Annotated in this window: 23 protein-coding genes; all 23 read right to left on the reverse strand. The window is 58.4% G+C overall.

Annotated features, from left to right (window positions below; all coding sequences use genetic code 11):
- Position 1: 1 nt before the first annotated feature.
- The 23 genes from ACED88_RS07895 to ACED88_RS08005 all read right to left on the reverse strand — a co-directional run bounded on the left by ACED88_RS07895 (position 2) and on the right by ACED88_RS08005 (position 23173).
- Entirely contained in the window at positions 2-418 is a 417-nt protein-coding gene (locus tag ACED88_RS07895) for a YraN family protein (RefSeq protein WP_449109268.1), read from the reverse strand.
- A gap of 280 nt (positions 419-698) precedes the next feature.
- Positions 699-1034, reverse strand: a complete 336-nt coding sequence (locus tag ACED88_RS07900) for a DUF2469 family protein (RefSeq protein ID WP_185174550.1) — start codon at positions 1032-1034, stop codon at positions 699-701.
- Positions 1031-1813 (reverse strand): ribonuclease HII, encoded by a 783-nt coding sequence (locus tag ACED88_RS07905; protein WP_449109269.1) that lies wholly within the window; start codon positions 1811-1813, stop codon positions 1031-1033. Before ACED88_RS07905 ends, ACED88_RS07900 begins: the two co-directional genes overlap by 4 nt.
- 4 nt (positions 1814-1817) lie before the next feature.
- Positions 1818-2555: a signal peptidase I gene (lepB, locus tag ACED88_RS07910; RefSeq protein ID WP_449109270.1), complete on the reverse strand. Its 738-nt coding sequence runs from the start codon at positions 2553-2555 to the stop codon at positions 1818-1820.
- Positions 2556-2604: 49 nt separating this feature from the next.
- Positions 2605-3261: a signal peptidase I gene (gene lepB, locus ACED88_RS07915; RefSeq protein WP_449109271.1), complete on the reverse strand. Its 657-nt coding sequence runs from the start codon at positions 3259-3261 to the stop codon at positions 2605-2607.
- Positions 3262-3284: 23 nt separating this feature from the next.
- On the reverse strand, positions 3285-3632 hold the full coding sequence (gene rplS / locus ACED88_RS07920) for a 50S ribosomal protein L19 (RefSeq protein ID WP_135011098.1): 348 nt from the start codon (positions 3630-3632) through the stop codon (positions 3285-3287).
- Between the two features lie 290 nt (positions 3633-3922).
- Positions 3923-4747: a tRNA (guanosine(37)-N1)-methyltransferase TrmD gene (trmD, locus tag ACED88_RS07925; RefSeq protein WP_449109272.1), complete on the reverse strand. Its 825-nt coding sequence runs from the start codon at positions 4745-4747 to the stop codon at positions 3923-3925.
- Between the two features lie 5 nt (positions 4748-4752).
- Positions 4753-5370 carry a ribosome maturation factor RimM gene (rimM, locus tag ACED88_RS07930; RefSeq protein ID WP_449109273.1) on the reverse strand — a complete coding sequence of 206 codons (618 nt, stop codon included), beginning with the start codon at positions 5368-5370 and terminating at the stop codon, positions 4753-4755.
- Positions 5371-5491: 121 nt separating this feature from the next.
- Entirely contained in the window at positions 5492-5680 is a 189-nt protein-coding gene (locus ACED88_RS07935; RefSeq protein WP_237194130.1) for a hypothetical protein, read from the reverse strand.
- Entirely contained in the window at positions 5661-5948 is a 288-nt protein-coding gene (locus ACED88_RS07940) for a hypothetical protein (RefSeq protein ID WP_237194132.1), read from the reverse strand. The genes ACED88_RS07935 and ACED88_RS07940 overlap by 20 nt, the downstream gene beginning before the upstream one ends.
- Before the next feature lie 207 nt (positions 5949-6155).
- The gene (locus ACED88_RS07945) at positions 6156-6398 is read right to left on the reverse strand and encodes an RNA-binding protein (protein ID WP_135011094.1); all 243 of its coding nucleotides are present in this window, start codon (positions 6396-6398) and stop codon (positions 6156-6158) included.
- A 2-nt stretch (positions 6399-6400) separates the two neighbouring features.
- The gene (gene rpsP, locus ACED88_RS07950; protein ID WP_185174544.1) at positions 6401-6829 is read right to left on the reverse strand and encodes a 30S ribosomal protein S16; all 429 of its coding nucleotides are present in this window, start codon (positions 6827-6829) and stop codon (positions 6401-6403) included.
- A 207-nt stretch (positions 6830-7036) separates the two neighbouring features.
- Entirely contained in the window at positions 7037-8218 is a 1182-nt protein-coding gene (locus ACED88_RS07955; protein ID WP_449109274.1) for an ABC transporter permease, read from the reverse strand.
- Complete coding sequence (locus ACED88_RS07960) at positions 8215-9132, reverse strand: ABC transporter ATP-binding protein (RefSeq protein ID WP_449109275.1); 918 nt, start codon at positions 9130-9132, stop codon at positions 8215-8217. Before ACED88_RS07960 ends, ACED88_RS07955 begins: the two co-directional genes overlap by 4 nt.
- 126 nt (positions 9133-9258) lie before the next feature.
- Entirely contained in the window at positions 9259-9978 is a 720-nt protein-coding gene (locus ACED88_RS07965) for a response regulator (RefSeq protein WP_449109276.1), read from the reverse strand.
- Complete coding sequence (locus ACED88_RS07970) at positions 9975-11366, reverse strand: histidine kinase (protein WP_449109277.1); 1392 nt, start codon at positions 11364-11366, stop codon at positions 9975-9977. The genes ACED88_RS07965 and ACED88_RS07970 overlap by 4 nt, the downstream gene beginning before the upstream one ends.
- Before the next feature lie 56 nt (positions 11367-11422).
- Positions 11423-13360, reverse strand: a complete 1938-nt coding sequence (locus ACED88_RS07975) for a hypothetical protein (RefSeq protein ID WP_449109278.1) — start codon at positions 13358-13360, stop codon at positions 11423-11425.
- Between the two features lie 70 nt (positions 13361-13430).
- Positions 13431-13925: an NUDIX domain-containing protein gene (locus tag ACED88_RS07980; protein WP_449109279.1), complete on the reverse strand. Its 495-nt coding sequence runs from the start codon at positions 13923-13925 to the stop codon at positions 13431-13433.
- 177 nt (positions 13926-14102) lie between these two features.
- Complete coding sequence (gene ffh, locus ACED88_RS07985; protein WP_237205806.1) at positions 14103-15677, reverse strand: signal recognition particle protein; 1575 nt, start codon at positions 15675-15677, stop codon at positions 14103-14105.
- Between the two features lie 214 nt (positions 15678-15891).
- Positions 15892-17607, reverse strand: a complete 1716-nt coding sequence (locus tag ACED88_RS07990; RefSeq protein ID WP_449109280.1) for an ABC transporter family substrate-binding protein — start codon at positions 17605-17607, stop codon at positions 15892-15894.
- A gap of 759 nt (positions 17608-18366) precedes the next feature.
- Positions 18367-20079, reverse strand: a complete 1713-nt coding sequence (locus ACED88_RS07995) for an ABC transporter family substrate-binding protein (RefSeq protein ID WP_449109281.1) — start codon at positions 20077-20079, stop codon at positions 18367-18369.
- 76 nt (positions 20080-20155) lie between these two features.
- Positions 20156-22231, reverse strand: a complete 2076-nt coding sequence (locus ACED88_RS08000; protein ID WP_449109282.1) for a dipeptide ABC transporter ATP-binding protein — start codon at positions 22229-22231, stop codon at positions 20156-20158.
- Entirely contained in the window at positions 22232-23173 is a 942-nt protein-coding gene (locus tag ACED88_RS08005) for an ABC transporter permease (protein ID WP_449109305.1), read from the reverse strand. It lies immediately after the preceding gene.
- Positions 23174-23190: the final 17 nt, after the last annotated feature.

A 23190-nucleotide genomic window follows, 5' to 3' on the forward strand; every position in this document is an offset into this window, starting at 1 on the left:
GCTACACCACCGCCTGCCGGTGCTCAAAGGTGAAATCAGTGGGGCTCCCGCACAGGGCAATAGCGTCTACTCTCATGGTGGAATAGGGAGCCCGGTTTTCTGCTAACCAGGCGTAGGCCAGGTGTCGTAGCATCTGGCGTTTCCGGGTAGTAATGGATTCAAGAGGATGCCCGTAGCCCGCACCAGAACGGGTTTTAACCTCGATAAAGACCAGGGTTTGGTCGCTATCGCGCATAATCAAATCAAGTTCGCCACTCCACCGCGGCCGCTCTTCAGTTCGTGCGGGCCGCCAGTTACGAGCTAAGAGGGTATAGCCTTGTTGCTCTAAGACTGCCAGGGCGATATCTTCACCCCAGCGCCCCACTTCTTTGGGCCGCAAGGACGCATGGGGTGAGGATGGTTGTAGTGCGGGGTTCATGGGGGCCTCCTTCAAGTATCAGGGTTAGCCCCATCATGACCTACCGGGTCTGGTTCTACCTACCTCTGTGCTGTCTGTGGATATCCCCGGCTCCCCTATACCACCAGGTCAGCGCCAGATAGCTCCCGTATTCACGCTCATAAACGGTACAGCCGTGACGCAACCATGACGCCCCGCGCATCCTTATCCCCAGGCAGCTGCACCGGGCGTCCGCGCATCTCTGCATACGAAAAACCCGCCCCTTCCCTCACGGGAAGGAGGCGGGCTCATACGCTAGTTTTTAGGCCGAACCGGGGTCGAAATCACTCATAGTCGGCACTACCAGGTCTTCAGCGGCAGCGCGTTCTTCAACGTTCACATCGCGCACCGAATACACCTTCACGTTCTTAACAAACCGAGACTGGCGGAAAATATCCCACACCCATACGTCCTGCATCTCAACCTCAAAATACAGAGACCCATCAGCAGTTCGCGGGGTCACCTGCACCTGGTTGGCCAGGTAAAAACGGCGGTCGGTCTCAACGATATAGGTAAAGAGCTCAGCTACATTCTTGTACTCTTCATACAGGGCTAGCTGGGCACCTGACTCGTAGCTCTCAAGATCCTCTTGGCTCATACTTCTTCCTTCTCTCGTTCCACCATTGCCTGCTGGATTTGTGCCTCGGTAGCCGGCAGCGACCAGCTCAGCCGATGCAGGGGGGTGGGCCCCATCGTTGCTATCGCGGTGCGGTGGGCGCCCGACCCGTAGCCCTTATTTTTCGCCCAACCATAGCCGGGATAGCGGGCGTCCAGCTCGTCCATGAGGTGATCGCGCTCCACCTTGGCCACTACCGAGGCCGCAGCGATAGAAGCGCAGCGATAATCACCTTTGATCTCCATCTGTACCGGCCCGAACCAGCCACCGGACTCCCCCGCCAGACCTGCCCAGGCTTCAGCCACCAGCCCACGGTAGAGGGAGGTTGCCGGATCAAGGTCGGCAAAAAGGTCAGCCTCGGGGGCAGAAAGCCAGTTATGCTTGCCGTCCAAGAGGACGGCGTCAGGGTAGGCCCCAGCCCGAGCCACCTGTGCAAGAGCCCGCTGCCCCGCTAAACGCAGGGCCGTGGTAATACCCAGAGCATCGATTTCAGCAGGGCTGGCGTGCCCCACTGCGGTCACGGCCCACTGCTTCACCTGCGGAGCCATCGCCACCCGCTTTTTCTCGGTCAGGGCCTTGGAATCAATGAGCCCCTCGATGCTGAGCTGGGCGCTCGCATCAATCACGGCAACCCCAACGGTCACCGGCCCGGCCAGCGGACCGCGCCCCACCTCGTCCATACCCGCCACCAGGGTCTTGCCCGCTACAAAAAGCTCGGTTTCGACACTCAGATTAGCGGACGCGGTTTCTTTAGTTGGCACGGTCTTACTCGGTATCGGGTACGTCGGCAAAGACATCGCTAGCCCCACCGACGAACGTGAAGCTAGACAGGGGCCAGGCAACAACGAAGACTTCGCCCACGACGTCGGCGTCGTTGATGAACTCGGTGCCGGTCTGAATATGGTAGCGGGAGTCAGCAGAGTTAGAGCGGTTATCGCCCATGACAAAGTAGGAGTTCTGGGGAACGATCACGTCGAAGGGAAGCTCGGTGGGGCTTACACCGGGCTTGAGGTAGGTCTCGTCAATTTCTACGCCGTTGACGGTGATGCGACCATCGGCGGTACCCACGATGTGGTCACCGCCCACGCCAATCACACGCTTGACCAGGTAGTTTGATGAGCTATCAGGCATAACCCCCACAAAGGCAAGCGCATCGCGTACGGGGTTAGAGCTGGTAGGGACAGGCATCCAGCCCTGGGTGTCCTTGAAGACCACGATGTCGCCGCGCTCGGCTTCGGTGAAGAGTCCACCTGCTACGTTCACAAAAACACGGTCGTTGATCTGCAGGGTATCTTCCATGGAGCTAGAAGGAATGTAAAACCCGCGAACAATAAAGGTTTTCAGCAGGAAGGCGATGAGCACCGCGTAGAGGATAATCAGGGTGTACTCTTTGACCGCGCTATTTTCGCGGCGGCGCTTACCGCCGCGGGGCTTGTCGGTCGAGGCTGTGGTGGCGTCCTGTGCCGCTGCCTCGATGCTGTCTGAGTTCTTCTGCTGCTCCATGAGCCCGCACCCTTCTGCTGTGAACGTGTTTAGAGATAGTTTAGTGGTTTTAGCTGGGAGCTTGACCAAAGCGGTGGGCCGGCCAGGCGATGAAGACCGGGGTGCCGATGATTTTCTCGGTGCGGATCATACCGCCACCGGGGGCCCCTAGCAGGGCCCGGGAGTCAGCGGACGCCGAGCGGTGGTCGCCCATCACCCACATGCGTCCTTCGGGCACCTGTACGCTAAAGCTCACCTCGCTGGCGCTGTCGCCGGGGTAAAGATAGGGCTCTTCGGAAGGCTGCCCATTGATGAGAAGATAGCCCTCGGTATCGCAGCACTCGACGGTATCGCCAGCAACCCCGATGACACGCTTGATGTAGACCGTATCTGAGCCCACCAGCCCGAGCCACTGCCCCGCGGTTGTGAGCGGATCACGCACCCAGGGGCTGCCGGGCACATAGGGGGCAAAGGAGCCGGTACCGTCAAAAACGACCACATCGCCACGCTGGGGCTCGGTAGCTAGTTTTGAGACTAGAATACGGTCGCCCGGTTCATAGGTGGGTTCCATGGAACTTGAGGGTATGTAGAACACATCAATGAAAAAGGAACGAACCACCAGGAGCACGGTAAAGGCGAGGGCTGCGGCGACAGCAACAAGGCGCCAGCCCTGTAGAAAGGGTTGGCGCCTTGCCTCAGAAGAGTCGGCGTTTACGCCAGTCTCCATAAATCTGATGAAACCTAAATGGCTTAGGCTTCGCGCTTCTCGCGGATACGAGCAGCCTTACCGTGACGGTCGCGCATGTAGTAGAGCTTTGCACGGCGGACGTCACCGCGGGTGACAACCTCGATCTTTTCGATGACGGGAGAGTGTACGGGGAAGGTACGCTCTACGCCAACACCGAAGGAAACCTTGCGGACGGTGAAGGTTTCGCGGACGCCAGCACCCTGACGGCCAACAACGAAGCCCTTGAAGACCTGGACACGGCTGCGGTTACCTTCAACAATGTTGACGTGTACGTTCAGGGTGTCGCCGGGGCCGAACTCGGGGATGTCGGTGCGAAGTGACTTGTTATCAATGAAGTCAAGAGTCTGCATTGAGTTTCTCCGTGAATATCTCTGCCGCAGGTCAAACATATTCGGTGTATGTCGCAGGCAGTGTCTAGGGGTCACCGGGTGGTGCCAGACTGATGCTGTCTGCGATGAATTCTTTACTCACCGCGCTCTGAACGGTCAGAGCCGGTGGTTCACGCTGTTATAGGTCGCTCTTCCCCCTGCGGCAGGGGCGTGCCCAGCATGAACACAAATAAAAATTATCCCACAGAAAACCCGCCCGCACCAGGGGTCCCGGGGCGGGCGTCCGCGTGTTGCTTGTGAGCTTACCTACTTTACTGGCCTTCCCTCGAAAGCCCGGCCTCGCGCTCAGCTTTTTTGGCGGCTTTCTGCTCGGTGTGCAGCTCCTGCAGGAGCTTGCGGTCTTTCTTGTCCCAGTTCTCTGCGGGGTAGGCCTTGATCATGTCGGGGCGGCGGGCGAAGGTGCGCTTGATCTGCTCGTCGCGGCGCCAGCGGGCAATGGCGCCATGGTTGCCAGAGAGCAGGACGGGCGGCACCTGCTGGTTTCGCCAGGTGGCGGGCTTGGTGTAGACCGGGTACTCCAGCAGCCCGCCGGTATGGGACTCTTCGGCCAGGGACTCAGGGTTGCCCATAGCACCGGGAATCAGGCGGGTAATGGCCTCAATCATCACCATCACGGCCACTTCACCCCCGTAGAGCACGTAGTCGCCGATTGATACGGGCAGCACCCTAAATTCCTGCTCAGCCCAGTCCAGCACACGCTCGTCAATGCCTTCGTAGCGGGCCGGGGCGAACACGATGTGCTCTTCTTCTGCCAGGTCGTAGGCCAGCTGCTGATTGAAGACGGTGCCGGCCGGTGAGGGCACGATGAGCAGGGGTTTACCCCCGTCCGCCCGTGCGGACGCCGGTGAGGCGGCAAGCGCCTGGTCCAGAGCGAGGCCCCAGGGCTCGGGCTTCATAACCATGCCCGCTCCCCCGCCGTAGGGGGTATCGTCAACGGTTTTGTGCCGGTCGAAGGCGAAGTCACGCAGGTTGGTCAGGTGCAGGTCAACCTTGCCCGATTCGCGAGCTTTGCCCATGAGGGAGAGCTCTAGCGGGGCCAGGTATTCGGGGAAGATGGTGATGACGTCAAAGCGCATGAGCGTTAGCTGTGCTCACTCTCGGTCTCGGGTTCTGCTTCTTCATCGTCGCTGTTGAGTTCGAGCAGGCCGGCTGGAGGGTTGATGATGATGTAGCCCTCTTCGGTGTCGATAGCGGGGATGAGTTCTTCGACGAAGGGGATCATGACCTCTTCACCGTCTGCGGTGTTTTCGAGAATCAGCAGATCCTGGGTAGGCATGGTCTGCAGGCCGGTGACGATGGCGATGGGCTCTTCGGGTAGGTAGCCGTCCTTGATGTCGGCGGCCAGGTAGACGGGCAGGTCGAGCAGTTCGTGCTCGTAGTAGCCTTCGTCGTCGCTGTCGGTGTCGGTTTCTGCGGAGGAGTCGAAGGTGAGGCGGGTGTCGCGGAGTTCTTCGGCCTGGTTGCGGTTGGTGACTTCTTCGAAGGCTACGACCAGGATTTTTTTGTTCCAGCGGGATTTTTTGACGGTGAGGGTGCCTGCGGGGGCGATGGTGCCTGCGGGGCTTGCGGGGTTGAAGTTTTCGATGTCGAGTACGGCCCCGGGAGCGAAGCGTTCTTCGGGGGCGTCGGTGAAGAGCTGGACGGTGACTTCGCCGCGGATGCCGTGGGGTTTGCCGATGCGGGCGACCTGTACCTGCACGCGTATCTCCTTGGGGGTAAAGGTGTTGTGGGGTTTGGGTCTAACTTTACCGGGTTTTGCGGACGCCGGTGGGTAGATAAAAGCCCCGTACCAGCGAGATGCTAGCCCGGGGCTTGTGTAGTTAGTTTGAAGGGGTGTTGTGTGCTGTTGCTTCTATACCGAAGGTAGCTGCAGCGTGAAGTTGGGCCGCTTTGCCGGTAAGGGGTTCTTCTTCACGCGGGGTGTTGAGCCCGAGCTCAGCAGCGTGGGAGAGTAGCTCCCAGTATTCTTCGTTATGAAGGAGCATGTTTTCAGCGGAGGTGCTGGTCATTATTGGCCCTCTCTCCTGTTCTCATAGCATGGAAAATTACCATGATGGTGTCGTTCTGAATTGGTTTGACGAGAACTTCGATAAGGTCTCGTGTGTAGGGGTCGGGGTGCCCAATATAGCGGTAGATTGGTTCCTTGCTAATGTCGTATTCGCGATACATCCATTGCGCATGGATGATTGCGTTCCATATCTCAGCTTCGGTATAGCCGTGTTTGAAGGCTGAGCGTGTGTAGTGCTTTCGAGGCACTTTAGTAGGGTCGAAAGTCATGGGAAGCTTCCTGTAGCTTATTCCCCTTTACCCGTTTTCTTTCTCACTCATTATTTTAGAACGCAGGTTACTTGGAGGCAATGGGGGTTCTGAGGCCCAGGCCAGCAGGAGGTATGGCAAGGGCACCAAGGACGCGGACGCCGGTGGGTAGGTACAAGAAAGCCCCTACAGCTGATAAGCGGTAGGGGCTTCTTGAGAAGTATTCAGTTAGCGTCGTCGGTCGGTGTCGATGACGTCTACACGCACGTGGTCGCCGTCGTTGATGGCGTTGACCACGGTGCGGATGCTCTTGGCGGTGCGGCCGGAGCGGCCAATCACGCGTCCAAGGTCATCAGGGTTCACGCGAACCTCCAGGGTTTCGCCCCGGCGGCCGGTTTTGGCGCGGACCTGGACGTCGTCTGGGTTGTCGACGATACCCCGAACGAGGTGTTCGAGAGCGTCAGCCAACATGATTACTCAGCTGCTTCCTCAGAAGCTGCTTCTTCAGCAGCCTCTTCTGCGGGAGCTTCTTCAGCCTTGTCCTCGCCCTTGGGGGTGATTGCCTCGGGAAGGATGACGGAACCCTTTTCGGGAACAACGAACTCGGGCTTGGCGTCAACGGGCTTTACGGTTGACTCAGCCTTTTCGCCCTTGGCAGCAGCCAGGTCGCCGGTCAGCTTCAGCAGAGCAGCTACCTGCTCGGTGGGCTGGGCGCCAACGGACAGCCAGTACTGGGCACGCTCTGAGTTGATCTCGATGCGTGAGGGGTTCTCGGTCGGGTGGTAAATGCCGATTTCCTCGATAGCCTTACCGTCACGCTTGGTGCGTGAGTCAGCTACTACAACACGGTAGCGGGGATCGCGGATTTTACCGAAACGCTTCAGACGAATTTTAACAGCCACTGTAGTGGTTTCTCCTGTTTTCTATAACTGTTCGAGGTCAGGGGTCAGCTCGTGGGGCGGGCTTCGTCAAGACCTCTGCGGACACAATTTCTCCCGGATGAGAGGGGCCGGGAAAAATCGAGTACCCGTCAAGTATGCCAGCTCCGCCCCGCTTAATCTAGGGTTACGCTCTATGGAGTAAGCGTGTTGTGAGCAAGCTGACCGTGTTTATTTCTTCAGCGCCTGCTTCCAGCTGACCGAGGTGCCGCCGCGCATAATGTTGGCCCGGTAGATACGGGCACCGAGGCGGGTGAGGAGGGCTGCTGTTGCCAGGGTGAGGGCAAGAGCGAGCAGGGGTTCCCAGAGGGCTACATCTTCGGTGAGTAGGCGGCGGGGCATGGCAATTGAGGAAAGGACAGGCACAAAAGAAACAATCTTGAGCCAGGTTCCTGAGACGTAGATACCGGCGAAGAGGGCGGCGATGAGCACCATGGTGATGGGGTTGGAGAGGTTGGCGATGTCTTCGGTGCGGGCTGCCATGGCGCCGACTGCGGCCCAGATGGTGGCGATAGCTGCGAAGCCAACGACGTAGAACAGGGCGAACCAGCCGACCGAGGGTAGAATCCAACCGAATTCTGAGGCGCTTCCGGTGATTTGCATGCCGACGAGGCCGGCGACTGCGTAGATGGCTACCTGCAGGATGGCGAGCACGATGTTGCCCACGATTTTTCCGGCGAGGAGTTGGCCGAGCGGTATGGCGGTGGCGATGATTTCGACGATGCGATTTTGTTTTTCTTCGACCACGGAGTTGGCGATGGCTACGCCGAAGAGCACGGTGGTCATGTAGAAAATCATGGCGAAGACCATGGCGATGAGGAAGGCCAGCCCTGCATTGCTGTTGCCGGAGAGGACGCTGGTGCTCACCTGGGTGCCTGCGGCCAGGGCTTCAAGGTCAACACCGGCTGAAGTGGCGTTTTCGGCTGTAACGGTGGAGGTGATGACGGCACCCAGTTTAGTGACCAGGCTGTTGTCGGGGGAAGAGTCGAAGACGAGTTCCCAGCCCTGGTCTGTGGGGGCGAGGTAGGCGTCCGCGTCCCCGTCGGCAACGAGGGTGCGGGCGGCGTCCGCGCTGTCGACCTGGGTGGCGGTGTAGCTGGTGTTCTCGTCGCTGCTGGCTTCGGCGGCAGCGACCAGGGAGGTGGCTCGGTCGTCGCTGGTGGCTACGGTGTAGTCGGTTGACCCCGAGCTCATAAAGTAAGGGATGAGGATTGCGGCCAGGATGATGACGAGGGAGAAGATGGTTCCGCCGATGAAAGATTTGTCTCGCAGCTTGACCATGATTTCGCGGGTTGCGACGATTTGCCAGGCGTTTTTGGGGGCGGTACTGGGGCGGGTGGGTGCGGTGTTCATTGGCCGGTGACCTTTCGGTAGATGTCGCCGAGGGTGGGGAGCTGGCGGGAGAACTCGTGTATGTCGTGGTGGAGGCCGGTGCTCAGGATCTGATGGCGGACGCTAGCGAGGTCAGCGCCGGGGGCCAGTTCGAGGACGGCGTCGGTGCCGGACACATCAAGGACTCTGACCCCGGGTAGTTCGCGCAGCCAGGCGGCATCGGCCCCGCCCCGGTAGAGGTAGCGGGGGGTGCCTGATTCTCTGAGTTCGGTGGCGCTGCCTGCGGCTCGCACGGTGCCCCCATGCAGAATAACGACGCGGTCGCAGAGACGGTCTACCAGGTCGAGCTGGTGGGATGAGAAGAGGATGGGGACGCCAACACGCATGAGCTCGCGCATCATGGAGACCATGGTGTCTACGGCTTTAGGGTCAAGGCCAGAGAACGGTTCGTCGAGGATTAGGGCGGTGGGCTGGTGCAGGATAGAGGCTACAATCTGCACCCGCTGCTGGTTGCCGAGGGAGAGGGATTCGAGCTTGTCGTTCAGGCGCTCCCCCAGCCCCAGTTCGGTGAGGTGATTGGTGGCGATGGTGCGGGCGGTGCTGGCGCTCATACCGCGTAGCTGGCCCAGATAGACGAGCTGGGCCAGGATAGCCTGCTTTGGGTAGAGGCCGCGTTCTTCGGGCATGTAGCCAAAACCCGCGCGGTCTGCGGCGGTAATGGGACGGCCGCCGTAGAGTACCTGCCCTTCGGTGGGTTCGAGCAGGCCCATGATCATGCGCATGGTGGTGGTTTTACCCGCGCCGTTAGCGCCGAGGAAGCCGGTCATGGAGCCGGGTTCAACGGTAAAGCTCACCTTTTCTACAGCGGTGGTGGCACCGGGGCCGCTGCCGTAGACCTTGGTGAGGTCGCGGACTTCTATCGTATGGTCGTTCATAAGGGCACTTCCTGTGGCTTGCTTGTACCCCCAAGTCTAGAAAGTCCACGCGAAGAAGAACTCCCCCGCCGGGTGGAGCCGGGCGGGGGAGATTGTGGGCGGACGCCAAGAAGCTAGGTTGAGAATCTAGGCTAGCCCTACCCGGTGGGCAAAAATCACGGCGCCAACCCGGTCACGGCTGTGGGTTTTGGCCAGGATGTTCGATACGTGCGTCTTGACGGTTGCAGCTCCCAGAAAGAGCTTTTCTGCAATTTCCGCGTTGGTGAGCCCCTGGGCGAGCAGTTCCAGGGTCTCTTTCTCGCGCGGTGTCAGGGCTGCAAGAGCAAAGGCATCGTCGGGGCTCAGGTCACTGGTGGCCTGCACTCCCCCAGCCTGTCCCTGCCCGATGCTTCCTGCCGGGTTGGCGGCGTCCTGCCCCTTAGTCTGCTCCACAAAACGGGCGATGAGCGGCAGGGTCATTTCGGGTGAGAGCAGAGCTAGACCCCCGGCAACCTTACGGATAGCAGCAACCAGCTCATCAGCGTCTGAAGTTTTGAGCAGGAAACCGCTGGCACCGGCTTGCAGGGCTGAGAAGAGGTAGTCTTCGCGGTCAAAGGTCGTGAGAATCAGGACGGCTGTGCCCGGCAGCTGCTCGGTCAAGGCGGCGGTGGCGGTGATTCCGTCCATTACGGGCATTTGAACGTCCATGAGCACTACATCGGGGCGGACGCTTGCGGCAAGTTCCAGCGCCTCTTTGCCGTTGCGGGCCTGGCCGACTACCTCGATGTCGTCCTCCATCGAGAGAATGAGGGCGAAACCGGATCGCACCATGTCTTGGTCGTCCGCTAACAGTACTTTGAGGGTCATGAGGCGCTCCTAGAGGCGTCGGGGTCGTGGGTTTCGTCAATGTCTATAGGGAAACGCACCTGCACCTTCCAGCCGGGGGCACCCTGCCTCCGGCCTGCCCAGCAGGTACCACCCAGGGCGGCAGCTCGTTCCCGGATGCCTTGGAGCCCGTAACCGTGGTGGCTGGAATCGGGTATGTACTCTTGGCCTTCTCCCCGCTCTGGGCCGGTGGCAGGGCCGTCATCGGTGACCTCTAATTCAGCCCAGTAGGCACCGGTGCTGCCGCCGGTGCGCAGGGCCAGCACCGCGTTTTGGGCCGCTGAATGTTTGCGCACATTGGTCAGGGCTTCTTGGGCCATGCGGTAGATGGACAGCTGGGTTCCCTGGTGAAGGTGGGTCAGGCGGTCAAGGTCCTGCTCCCCTACCTGCAGCCGGGTCTGGACACCGACCGAGCTCATGTGCTCTACCAGGTCAAAAATTTCAGCGACCTGGGGTTCTTTCGCCGAACCGCCGCCGTGCTCAGCTTCCCCGGCGGCACGCATGACTCGAATCAGGTTCTTCATTTCAGAGACCGAAGAGCGAGCCAGCTTTTCAATGTTGGCCAGGGGCTCTGCTGCCAGTTCAGGTTTCTTGCTCAGGGCCCGGCGGGCTGCTGCTGCCTGAATTCCCATGGATGAGACGTGGTGGCCCACCGAGTCGTGGAGTTCCCTGGCGATGCGCAGGCGGTCGCGGGTCACGGCGTCCTGAGCCATCTGCTCGGCCTGCTGCTCAAGCTGCTGGGCTTGGGCAGCAAGCACGGTTCGCTGGTAGGCCTGGTTCCAGGCGGTTCGCCCCATGAGGGCTGCGCACCCAAAGTAAAAAAGGTTTGTTACCGAGGCCATCACGTATCCGGCGGTAGCCTGGCTCATCAGGCCACCGGAATACTCCTCGATACCTGCCATGCTGTAGGCCGAGTCGGTTACCGCCCAGGCAATCACGATCCAGACGAGGGCGGCGGTGCAGACCAGGGCGTAGACAATCCAGGTCAGGGTGCGGTTTTTGCCCCAGGCTATGCCGGCAAAAAGCACCGCGAAATAGCAGAGCTGGTAGCTCAGGGTGGCGGGCGCTATTTCGGACACATAACTCAGAGCAATGAAGAGGGCGGTGGCTACCAGCATCATGCTCAGCGGGTAGATACGGCGCAGAATCAAGGGCAGGGTCATAGCAGCAGCTGCCCCATAGGAATAGCGAATCTGCTCGGTATCGTCCCCCAGAAAACCCGCAGAGTGGTAGGCGGCATTCAAGAGAAGAGTAGCTGCAAGCACCACGCCCCACACCAGAACATCCTTACGTAAGGACGCCGCCGGTGGGGTGGGCCGCTCCCAGTCGGGGTCTATCTGTGAGAAGGAAAAACGGGTGGCAGTGTTCACCTGTCCACTGTATCAAGACCTAGCACGGGGCAACTCCCCCGATAGAGGGAAAGTACCTACTGTTGGTCGCGTGCCCCGAAGAAGCGTCCCAGCTGCTGGCGGGCAAGCTGCCCAGCCTGCCGACCCAATTTTTGGGTATTGCGCACAACCTTGGGAGCCTTGGGTTCAGGACTTCTCTCTTCCTCTTGCTGAGCTTGGGCCCGTAGCTCTTCGGTCAGTGAGAGGGGGCGAGCCTGATGATGCTCCATCGGGGGGAGCTTTTCTGCGGCTACAACCCGCTGGTAGACCCGGGCGATCAGCATCTCAGCAGCACCGGTAGCTCCTAGAGTCGCTGCTGCAATCAGCGCTGCTCGGGGTGAGCGCCCATGTGTCGCACGTCGGGCTGCCCACAGAGCCAGAGCCCCTGAGGCACCCAGCTGGGCTGCGGCGTCAGCGGTCAGAAGCCAGGGGCGCTGGCGGATTTCGCGGCTGACAGTGCTGAGCGTATCGGTGCCGTTAGGGTAGGCGGTGACGCTTTCCTTGAAACGGTCAAGACCGTTCATATCGGCGGTGAAGCGACGGTAGCCCACGAACTCGTCCAGGCCTACGGCCCCGGTGAGCACTTTGAGGAGTTCTTCGGGCAGTTCCAGAGCGTGAATGGTGGACTCGAGCCCGTCGCTGCTTTCGCAGTCCAGCACGTAGTTGGTCAGGCGGTTAGCGGTTTGCTCATCGAGCCCGTAGAGCCAGATGAGCTGTTCGAGCTGGTCACGGGCGGCTAGCTCCCTGAACGGTGCCGGGAGTAGGCCCGGCAGACTCCAGACCAGGTTGCCCACTTCGCTGGAGACCCGTTCAAGGGCAGAGCCGATTTTTGTGAGGGGTGACCAGCTGAAAGTCAACACGGTGCCCACCAGACCCGAGTCGGGAGTGCCCATGACCTGGTTAACCCAGTCGGTGACGCTACCGGTTTCGGGGCCGGTGGAATCGGCCGGGAGCACGAAGGTCAGGTTCTGGCCAAAGAGGGTTTGTTCAGCCACAATTGAGGGCACGTCCATAGCTTCAAGCAGGTTGGCCAGGGTGCAAGGGTCGGCGGTGAGCAGCGACCAGCCCTTATCGGCAGGCGCCGCCTCGACCTCACCGGCCATGAGCTCAGGCTGCATGTAGGTGGCAAGGTCAGCCATCGACAGTTCCACCAGCGCAGCACTCACCCCGTGCGGGTCAAGGCTCAGGGAATCGGTGCCCTGGGAGAAGGACGCCAGGTGGTAGTCCTCCCCCGGCTTTTGGGGCAGAAGGTCAGCGGCACCCGGGAAGAGAGCGTCCATCTGGGTCAGGAACTTATTCAGGGGCACACCGGGCAGCAGCACCCCGGTGCTGTCGGTCTGCACGGTGCGCAAGGACGCCTGCCCCGGCACCCGCTCGCACAGCACGAAGAGCTGGGCACGGCGTCCGTCCGTCTCAAGGGCCGTCACCGTCGCCACCGACTCTAAATAGCCCGCTAGCTGAGGGGTAATCTCCCAGTTCAGCTCTTCCATCGCGGCCAGAGCCTCTGGGGTGGGGTCGCCGGTCAGCGCCTGAAGCTCCTCTGCGGTAACCTCAGTAGGAATATCTTCAGGCTCTGCCAGGACCTCTTCGCTCCCCTGCTCTGCCTGCATAATCTGCTGAATCAGGTCATCGAACTTATCGGGGTCGGCAGCGAGCTCCTCAACGCTCTTGAGCTCGTCCTCGGTGTACTCATAACTCTGAGCTGGGGCCTGAGCCTGCTCGCGAATCATACCAATAATACTCTCTAGCTGGTCTCTGACCTGCTGCTCAACATCAGAGGGTAAGGACGTCTGGTTACCGGCGTCCGCAAGCTGAGGATCTTCCGCTTCACCGCCGTTAGCAGCTGAAATCAGTTCACGCCAGTCCACCCCTGGCTGCGCACGGTCAATGCGCAGACGCACCCACAGTACATCAGAACCCACAACCTGCCCCCGGGAGGTATTCTGCTGGGCAGGTTCACGCTGTGAATCAGTCATATGCTTAAAATCCTAATCAAGGCTACATCAAAAGGGCAGAGCTCTACCCGGGCTACAGGGGAAGAAAAATCTAGCTGGCAGATCTTTCGCTAGAGAACTCATACACGGCGCCGGTCTGCACAGCGCGGAAAGCCTGTCGCAGACGGTGGGCGTGACGGGGCCCAAAATAATCATCTAAATCTTCAGGAGCAACCCACTCATAGCCGGTGAGCTCTTCCTCCTGCAGGGTAATCGTCGTGGTCGCAGGTAGCACGCCAGCATCATAAATGTAGTAGGTAGAGTCGCCCCAGATACCCATCTGAAGCCCGTGAAAAATTACCAGCAGGCGGCCCGGTTCTAGGTCAAGACCAACTTCTTCAGCTACCTCACGGAAGCAACCGGCCTGCGGGGCTTCGCCAGCCTCTACGGTACCGCCGGGAATAGTCCAGCCATCCTTATAGTTAGGCTTGACCACCAGCATCTTCCCCTCATCATTTCGAATCAGGGCACCGGCTGCCAGACGACGGGTGGGCAGACTGTCAATAAAGGCTTTCAGTTCTTCTTCAGGCAGGTAAGAATCAACCACGGTACTGCTCCTTCTCGACGGGCGGTTACTACACCCAATGTACCGCGCCAGACCACAGCGTAAAAGGTAGAGGAGCCCTTGCACTCTCTCAGCAGAACTGGCCCCTCCCCACAAGCGTCCTTAAAAACCACAGGGCGGGGGTAAGCCAACTGCTTACCCCCGCCCTATGAGCAGGTTTTACTTGAGGAACTTCTCGAAGCCCTTAGGCAGGTTCAGATCCTCAGGCTTCACATCCTGGGCCTGCTGACCAAAGGCCGAGCCCAGAGCAGCCTGCTGTTTAGCTGCTGCTGCCTGCTCCTGCTGGGCGCGCTTTGCCGGGTTGCCAGAACGAGCCTTCTGTTTGCCCTTACCCTTGCCCTTGTTCTTACGGGCAGCACCACCGGCAGCGGCCATACCGGGCATCTGCATGCCACCGGGCATACCGGCCATATTGCCGCTAGCCAGCTTCTTCATCATCTTCTGCGCCTGGGCAAAACGCTCCATGAGCATGTTGACCTCAGAAACGGTCACACCGGCACCCTTAGCGATACGGGCACGGCGGGATCCGTTAATAATCTTGGGAGCCACGCGCTCGTGAGGGGTCATGGAGCGCACGATTGCCTCGACGCGGTCGATTTCCTTCTCGTCAAAGTTCTCCAGCTGCTGACGAATCTGGGCTGCACCCGGCATCATCATGAGCAGCTTCTTCATGGACCCCATCTTGCGAATCTGCTGCATCTGGGCCAGGAAGTCTTCAAAGGTGAAGTCTTCCTGGTCAACGAACTTCTTTGCCATGCGGTCAGCTTCGGCCTTGTCCCAAGTCTGCTCGGCCTGCTCAATCAGGGTGAGCACGTCACCCATGTCGAGAATACGGCTGGCCATGCGGTCAGGGTGGAACTGCTCAAAGTCGGTAACGTTTTCACCGGTTGAGGCAAACATGATGGGCTTGCCGGTTACCGAAGCAACTGACAGGGCGGCACCACCGCGGGCGTCACCGTCCAGCTTAGAGAGCACAACGCCGGTAAAGTCGACACCCTCGTTGAAGGCGTTAGCGGTGTTGACGGCGTCCTGACCAATCATGGCGTCGATGACGAAGAGAACTTCGTTAGGTTCAATAGCGTCACGGATGTCGCGGGCCTGCTGCATGAGCTCGGCGTCGACGCCCAGGCGGCCTGCGGTATCGACAATGACCACATCGTGCAGCTTGGCGCGGGCCTCAGCTACACCATCGCGGGCAACCTGGACAGGGTCACCGGTGGGTACGTCGAATTCGCTGGTGACGCCGGGGTGCGGGGCGTAGACGGGCACGCCAGCGCGCTCACCCACCACCTTGAGCTGGTTGACGGCGTTGGGGCGCTGAAGGTCAGAGGCCACCAGCATAGGGGTGTGGCCCTGCTTCTTGAGCCAGTGGGAAAGCTTACCGGCCAGGGTGGTCTTACCGGCACCCTGCAGACCGGCCAGCATGATGATGGTGGGGCCGGTCTTGGCCATGTTGATACGGCGGGTCTGGCCGCCCAGGATGTTGACCAGCTCTTCGTTGACAATCTTGACGATCTGCTGGGAGGGGTTGAGGGCTTCGGAGACCTCGGCACCCAGGGCGCGTTCCTTGATGTGGGAGGTAAATTCGCGGACGACGGGGACGGCCACGTCGGCATCCAGCAGGGCACGGCGAATCTCGCGAACTGTAGCGTCAATATCTGCTTCAGTCAGCTTGCCTTTGCCGCGCAGGTTTTTGAAGGTTGCTGTCAACCGGTCTGAGAGTGAATTAAACACGGGCTGTGCACTACTTTCGTGGCTGGATGGGCGTCACGGGCTTAACCGGCCCGCTAACAAATTTAAGAATCAGCTATTAAGAATAACGTATGTGGGCAAGAAGCCGCCGGGTTTGCGCGGTTGAGAGTCAGAATCCCTGTTTCGACACTTTCGCCGGTTTTCAACGGCTAGACCGTCGAAAACCGGCGAAAGGGTGGAAACTTAGACGTTGGTCCTATTCCTTGACCCAGCCTGCGTTGATGTAGGCGGACGGGTTGGCGTAGGGGCGGGCGAAGAGGAAGGCACCGTAGTTGGCCAGGTTGGTCTTGCAGAACCAGATTTCGGGGCCGTTGATGATGGGGATCATGGTGGCCACCTCTGCCATGTGCTTCTTCTCGATTTCGTTGGACAGGGCGTTACGCTCTTCCATTGATTCGATGGTGCGCAGGCGCTCACACATCGCGTCGATTTCGTCAGTGCCGATACCGTTGTAGGTGGTGGAGTGGTAGAAGTACTCTGCTGAACCCGATGCATCTTCACCCAGGATGCCGTAACCGGAGAAGGTCACGTCGTATTCCTTGTTGCCGATGACGGTGGAGAAGTTCGCGTCGGGCTGGTTATCGATAGTGCATTCGATGCCGGCAGCCTTCATCTGCTGCACAATGGTCTGGGCAGTGGCTGACGCTACCGGGTCATCACCAAAGGTGGTAATGGCAAACTTAGCGTTGCCTGATGAGTTTGCGAGGTACTCGCCACTTTCGCTGTAGCCTGCGTCGGTCAGGATTTTCTTAGCTGCCTCTGCACCGGTTTCGGTCGGGTAGTTGTCCTGGTAGTCGGTGGCGAAGGGCATGAGCATCATAGAACCGGGTACTTCTTCAGTCCAGTTCAGACCGTTGAAGCGGACGGCTGCAATGGCCTGGCGGTCAATTGCGGCGAAGATAGCGCGGCGCAGAGCGGTATCGGTGAGTCGCTCAGGGTTGATGACCAGGCCACCGGCGTAGAGGTTCTGGCCGCGGCGGGGTTCAGCGCCGCTGGTGCCGTCAATGTCGTTGTAGGCGGTCAGGCTGTTTGCGGTTACAGCATCGATTTCGCCGTTGCGGAAGGCTGCGCGGGCGGCGGCGGCTTCCATCTGGCGGAAGGTGATCCGTTCGAGCAGGGGCTTTTCACCCCACCAGTTCTCATTGGGGACGACGGTGAGCACCTTCTGGGCGGAATCCCAGTTATCGACCTTGTAGGGGCCAGAGAGGTAGTCATTGTTGATGGTATCGAGCAAGCCATCGTTGAAGATTGCGGGGTCTTCCATGGCGGGGTGGACCAGGCCGGTGCCGAAGAGGCCCTCGATAGGGTAATAGGGTTCGGTCATGGTGATCTTGACCGAGTAAGCGTCTCCGTCTTCTTCGATAGAGGCGATGTGGGCATAAACGCCGGGATCAACGATGTTGTAGCCCTCTTCGGTGAGGGTCTTGTGGGTGACCTGCAGGGCCTTGATGTCGACGGGGGTACCGTCGTTGAACTTGGCCTCGGGGTTGAGTTTGATGGAGACGGTTTGCACACCGTCGGTTTCGGTGGACTCGTAGGAGAGGCAGTAGTCGGTGTTGATGCTGTACTCGCCGGTAGCGTTGGTCTTCCAGAGGCCGCTGACGGTGGCGGTGTTGACCGCTGCCATGACGTTGAGGTTGGAGGTGGTGTAGCCGGTCTGGGTAGCGACATTGAAGTTAGGGCCCAGGGTTGCAACACCCAGGGTGAGGGTTCCGCCGGTTTGTAGCTCGGAGCGGTCACGCTCGTTGATGGAGACGAGCTGGGAAATATCGTCACCGGCGGCTGCTGCTGAAGCGGTAGCGGCTGAGGTTGTGTTACCGGATCCGCCACAGGCTGCCAGCAGGCCGGTCATGCCGGCTACGCCTGAGACGAGGAAGAAGGACCTGCGGTTGATGTTGAGCTGTGCAGACATGATGCCACCCCTTGTTCAAAAGATAGTTCGAAAGAAAACAGTTCAGAAGAACTTAATATTCGCCACACCATCTGTGTGATTGAGACAACCCTAGCAGAAAAAAATGCATTACCCACCACCCCCACCAACCCCCTCTCTCACATATTGAGATTTTTTATTTACAATAAAATCAAGGAATAATTAAGGAAATCTAAACGCTACGCATGGATTTAGTCAAAAATCTTTTGACAAAGAAATATTGACGGAGAAGTTTTTAAAAAATAATATTGAGACATGAAACACATAAATAAAATTTTACTTTCCGCAGCTGCTACATCACTTCTAGCGATTTCAGGATTTGCGCCTGCAAATGCGCATAGTCTGCCATCTAGAGGCGGTGGGGAGTGCGCCCCATTAAGCGTATCTCCTCTGACCACTTCATTATCCTCGAGCTCTAATCCAGCTTGTGGCGGAGGTGGCGGAGGCTCCGTAGGTTGCTTTAGACTGGCTGGTGGAATAATTCGGTGCTGGTAGATAAATACCAGATAAATTTTAGGCGGGATATCTGTACAAAATATCCCGCCTAAAATTTATCGAAAGAATATAAGGAGCAAGGCGTTTTCAACGCCTTGCTCCTTTTAAGTTTATTCAAAAGACTGGTAAAGCAGGCTCACAGCGAACCCGTTGGCTCGTGCTTGAGGTACACCTCAATATGTATGGACCGAAGAAACCAATAGAAAGCGTAAGCCTGCAAAACCTTTTGAGTGAACTCTAATATTTTTACTTCATCCAGCCCATGCGGGTCCAGAGCTGGGGGTTAGAAGCAGGTGCGCCGAACATAGCAGCACCGTAGTTGGCCAGGCTCTTCTTGCAGTACTGAATATCCGGACCATTAAAGACGGTGCCCAGGGTTGCAAACTCGGCCATGAACTTCTTCTCGATCTCGTTGCACTTAGCCATGCGCTCGGCGTCATCCTCAATCTGCTCCATCTCAGCAATCATGGCATCGATTTCAGGGGAGCCTGCGGCACCATCAAGGTTAGCTGAGTGGTAGAACTGACGGGCAGCGGTCGTTGCATCATATCCAACGCCATAGCCCGAGAAGGTCATGTCGTATTCCTTATTGCCAACCACCGATGCAAAGTTAGCATCAGGCTGCTGGTCGATAGAGCACTCAATACCGATAGCCTTCATCTGCTCAATCATGGTCTGCGACATTGCTGCGCCCACAGGATCATCACCGAAATTGGTAATGCGGAAGCTAGCATTCACGCCATCCTTAGCGTAGAAGTCGCCGTTCTTGGTGTAACCTGCATCTTCCAGAATCTTCTGGGCAGCCTCAACCCCGCGCTCTTCGGGGTAGTTATCTGAGTAATACTCAGAGATAGGCAGAAGCATCATAGAGCCGGGGGTCTCTTCGGTCCAGTTCAGACCCTGGAAGCGGATATCAGAGATTGCCTTACGGTCGGTGCCTGCAAAGATAGCGCGGCGCAGGGCAACATCCTGAATGCGGGCAGGGTTCAGGTTGAGGCCACCAGCGAAGAGGCGCAGAGCGCGGCGGGGCTCGGCATCTGCGGTGCCCTCAACGTCCTTGTAGGCTGCCTGGGTTCGTGCGCTAACAGCATCGATTTCGCCGTTACGGAAGGCTGCACGGGCTGCGGCGGCCTCCATCTGACGGAAGGTGATGCGCTCCAGCAGAGGCTTAGTGCCCCACCAGTTCTCGTTGGGAACTACCGAGAGACGCTTTTCAGTAGAGTTCCACTCTTCCAACTTGAAGGGACCTACCGCGTAGTCGGGGTTGGGGTTATCAGTATAAGCGTTATTGAAGACTTCGGGGTCGCGCAAAGCCGGGTGCAGAAGAGCTCCAAAGATATTGTCAGCCGGATAGTAGGGCTGGCTCATAGTTACCACAGCGGAGAAGGCATCGCCATCTTCTTCAATGGACTCAATGAACTCGTACATACCAGAGTTGACGATGTTGTAGTCACCGTCAGCCGAACGGAATACCTGCCAGGAGGTACGCAGGGATTCAATGTCAATGGGGGTGCCATCGTTGAACTTGGCCTTGGGGTTGAGCTTGACACGAATGGTCTGCACGCCGTCAACGGTTTCAGCCTCGTAAGATTCACAGAAGTCAGGGTTGACCGAGGGGGTACCATCAAAGTCTGACTGCCAGATACCGCTGGTCATTGAAGTGTTGAAAGTCGACAGAACAAAGGAGTTATCCGCTGCGTTGCCGTTCTGGGAAGTGTTGTTAAAATCTGGACCAAGCGTGCCAACAGGCAGAGTCAGAGTGCCACCGGTCTGCAGGTTAGCTACATCCTGTGCGTTAATCTGAGCTTCGACCCTAGCACCGGCAGAAGCCATGCTTGCGCTAGCTGCGCTAGTGGTGGTTCCACCGGAGCTACCACAGGCGGTCAGCAGGCCGATGGTGCCCAGGGTACCGGTACCCCACAGCAGGGTGCGACGGTTCAGAACGATATTCTTGTTCATTCTCTCTTCTCCTTTGTAAAGAGGATGGGGGTGAGACACATGTGTGATGGTTCACATCACATAGTACACATGAGATTTAGCTCATAGCAACTTTGTGTTCGGGATAATGACAGGCAAACTGGTGATCCTCACCGGCAGATGACAGCACCGGCTGGTTCTGGGTGCAGTTGCGCTGCTTATCTTCAGGCAGGAGCTTGAAAATCGGGCAGCGGGTTGCAAAAGCACAGCCCTCAGGAGCATTAACAGGTGTAGGCAGATCACCCTCAAGCATGATGCGCTGGCGGTTGGCCTCTACCTCAGGGTCAGGCACCGGAATCGCGGAGAGCAGGGCCCGGGTGTAGGGGTGGACGGGGTTATCGAAGACCGCATCTACATGACCGATTTCAACGATTCGGCCCAGGTACATGACAGCTACCCGGTCAGATGCATGGCGAACCACCGCCAGGTCGTGGGCCACCATGAGGTAGCTGAGGCCCAGCTCAACACGCAGCTTTTCAAGCAGGTTGATAACGCCTGCCTGCACCGAAACGTCCAGAGCCGAAACGGGCTCGTCCAAAGCAACCAGTTTGGGGTTCACGGCCAGAGCTCGTGCAATGCCGATGCGCTGACGCTGACCACCCGAGAACTGGTTGGGGAAGCGGTTGACGTGGTCAGGTTGCAGGCCCACCGTCTTCATGAGCTCCAGCACCCGCTTCTTGATGTCTTTCACAGCCCAGCCCTGGTTAATCAGGGGCTCAGCCAGTACCTCATAGACAGTGAAACGGGGGTCAAGGGCACCGGTGGGGTCCTGGAAGACCATCTGCTGGTTCTTACGCAGGGCATTGAGTTCAGAACCGCGAAGACCCTGCTTGTTTGAGACGCCGTCAATGACAATCTCACCGTCAAGGTCCTTGTTAAATTCCATGATTTCCAGCAAGGTGGTGGTCTTACCGCAACCAGACTCACCTACAATCGAGAAGCACTCACCCTCACGGATATCAAAGCTGACGCCGTTAACGGCCTTCACGGTACCTACCCGGCGCTTGAAGAGCGCCCCCTTGGTCAGCGGGAAGAACTTCTTAACATCCTTGACCTCAAGCACCGAGGCCCGCTGCTCACGCGGCAGGGCATCGAGCTCAGAAACAGGGATCTGGGGTACAGGGAACATCTGCTCCGGGCGCTCGTTCACAAACCGGTCAGCAAAAAGGCAGGCAGCTCGGTGGTTTCGGGCCGTACCCGCAACCTCTTTCAGTTGAGGCTCAATCACGCGGCACTCGTCCGTAGCCACCGGGCAGCGATCGGCAAAGGAGCAGCCTTTAACCTCGTAGAGCAGGTTGGGGGGTGTGCCCTCAATCGGAACCAGTGACACCTTCTCCTTGCGGTCTACGCGCGGCACAGCGCCTAGCAGACCGATGGTGTAGGGCATAGAGGGCTTCTTGTAGAGATCCTCGGCAACCGCATGTTCAACCGCCTTACCGGCGTACATGACGATGATTTCATCAGCCATGCCCGCCACGATACCCAAATCGTGGGTAATCATGATGGTTGCAGCGCCGGTCTCCTCCTGGGCCTTCTGCATAACCTCAAGCACCTGGGCCTGAATCGTTACGTCGAGCGCAGTGGTGGGCTCATCGGCAATCAGCACACGCGGCTCATTGGCAATGGCCATAGCAATCATCACGCGCTGGCGCATACCGCCAGAGAACTCGTGGGGGAAAGACTTGAGTCGGCTCTCAGGTGAAGGAATACCCACCATGCGCAGCAGCTCAACAGAGCGGGCCTTGATGGCCTGGGCACTCATGTTCTTGTTGTGAACCTTGAGCACCTCGGCAAGCTGGTGGCCGATGGAAAACACCGGGGTCAGGGATGAGAGGGGATCCTGAAAGACCATCGAGATATCTTTACCTCGATACTCGCACATCTGCTTATCAGAAAGCCCCAGAAGCTCAGTACCGTTGTACTTAATAGAGCCGGTGATATCAGCGGTGGTGGGGTGCAGGCCCATGATTGCCATAGAAGCTACGGACTTACCGGAGCCAGACTCACCCACAATACCCAGGGTTTTGCCTGCATACAGGTCGAAGTCAATGCCGCGCACCGCATGCACAATACCGTTTTCTGTATTGAACTTGACGTTGAGGTCCTTGACGCTCAGTACTGGTGTAGTGCTCATTTACTTCTTCTTTTTCTTAACTTTGCCAACGGAGAGGGAGGTGGGGTCAAAGGCGTCACGCAGACCGTCATTCATCAGGGCCAGGGGGCCTACCAAGAGGAAGAAGAACAGCAGCGGGATCCAGAACATCCAGGGCAGGGTGTTAATCTGGCTCGATGCCTGGGCGATCAGGGAGCCCAGAGAGAAGTTGGGGTACTTGACGCCAATACCGATGAAGGTGAAGGAGACCTCAGCCAGAATCGCTGCGGTAATACCGCGGGTGAACTCCAGAACCATGAGCGACCCAATGTTGGGAACCAGGTGGCGCCACACAATCTTCATGGGGTGCACACCCATGTAGCGGGCAGCCTTCACGTAGTCGCGGGAAATCAGTGACATAGCCATAGCTCGAATCACACGGGCCGTGTACATCCAGCTAAAAATCAGGAGCACGATGGTCAGCAGCAGCCAGCCGGGCACGTTTTCGCGAAGGCCCTGACCGCCAGCACCGTTGACCACGATAGCAACTACCAGCAGGCTGGGAGCCATAATCAGGGTTTCCAGCGCAAAGAGCATGGTCTTATCGACCTTGCCACCAAAGTAGGCCATCACACAGCCGTAGACTGCCGCGAAGATAACCGATACACCGCCCACAATCAGGCCGATAAAGACCGAAGTGCGCACCGCCTCAACCATCTGGGCGTAAAGGTCGGTTCCAGCACTGGTAGTACCGAACCAGTGGGCGGCGCTGGGGCCGGTTGAGATATAGAAGGGGTCGATGGTGGTGGTATCCCACTGGGCCAGCAGGCCACCAAAGAAGCCAAAGGCTACCACCAGCAGGAAGACAACCAGGCCAAAGGCTGCCGCCCGGTTACGCATAAAGCGGCGGAAGATAATCTTGCTCTTGCTGATAATCTCAAAATCAGCGTTAGCCTGATCCACGCGGGTGATAATCCCGGTCATGTTGTTATGGTCTAGCG

Source organism: Rothia sp. 11273D007AR (genome assembly GCF_053547255.1).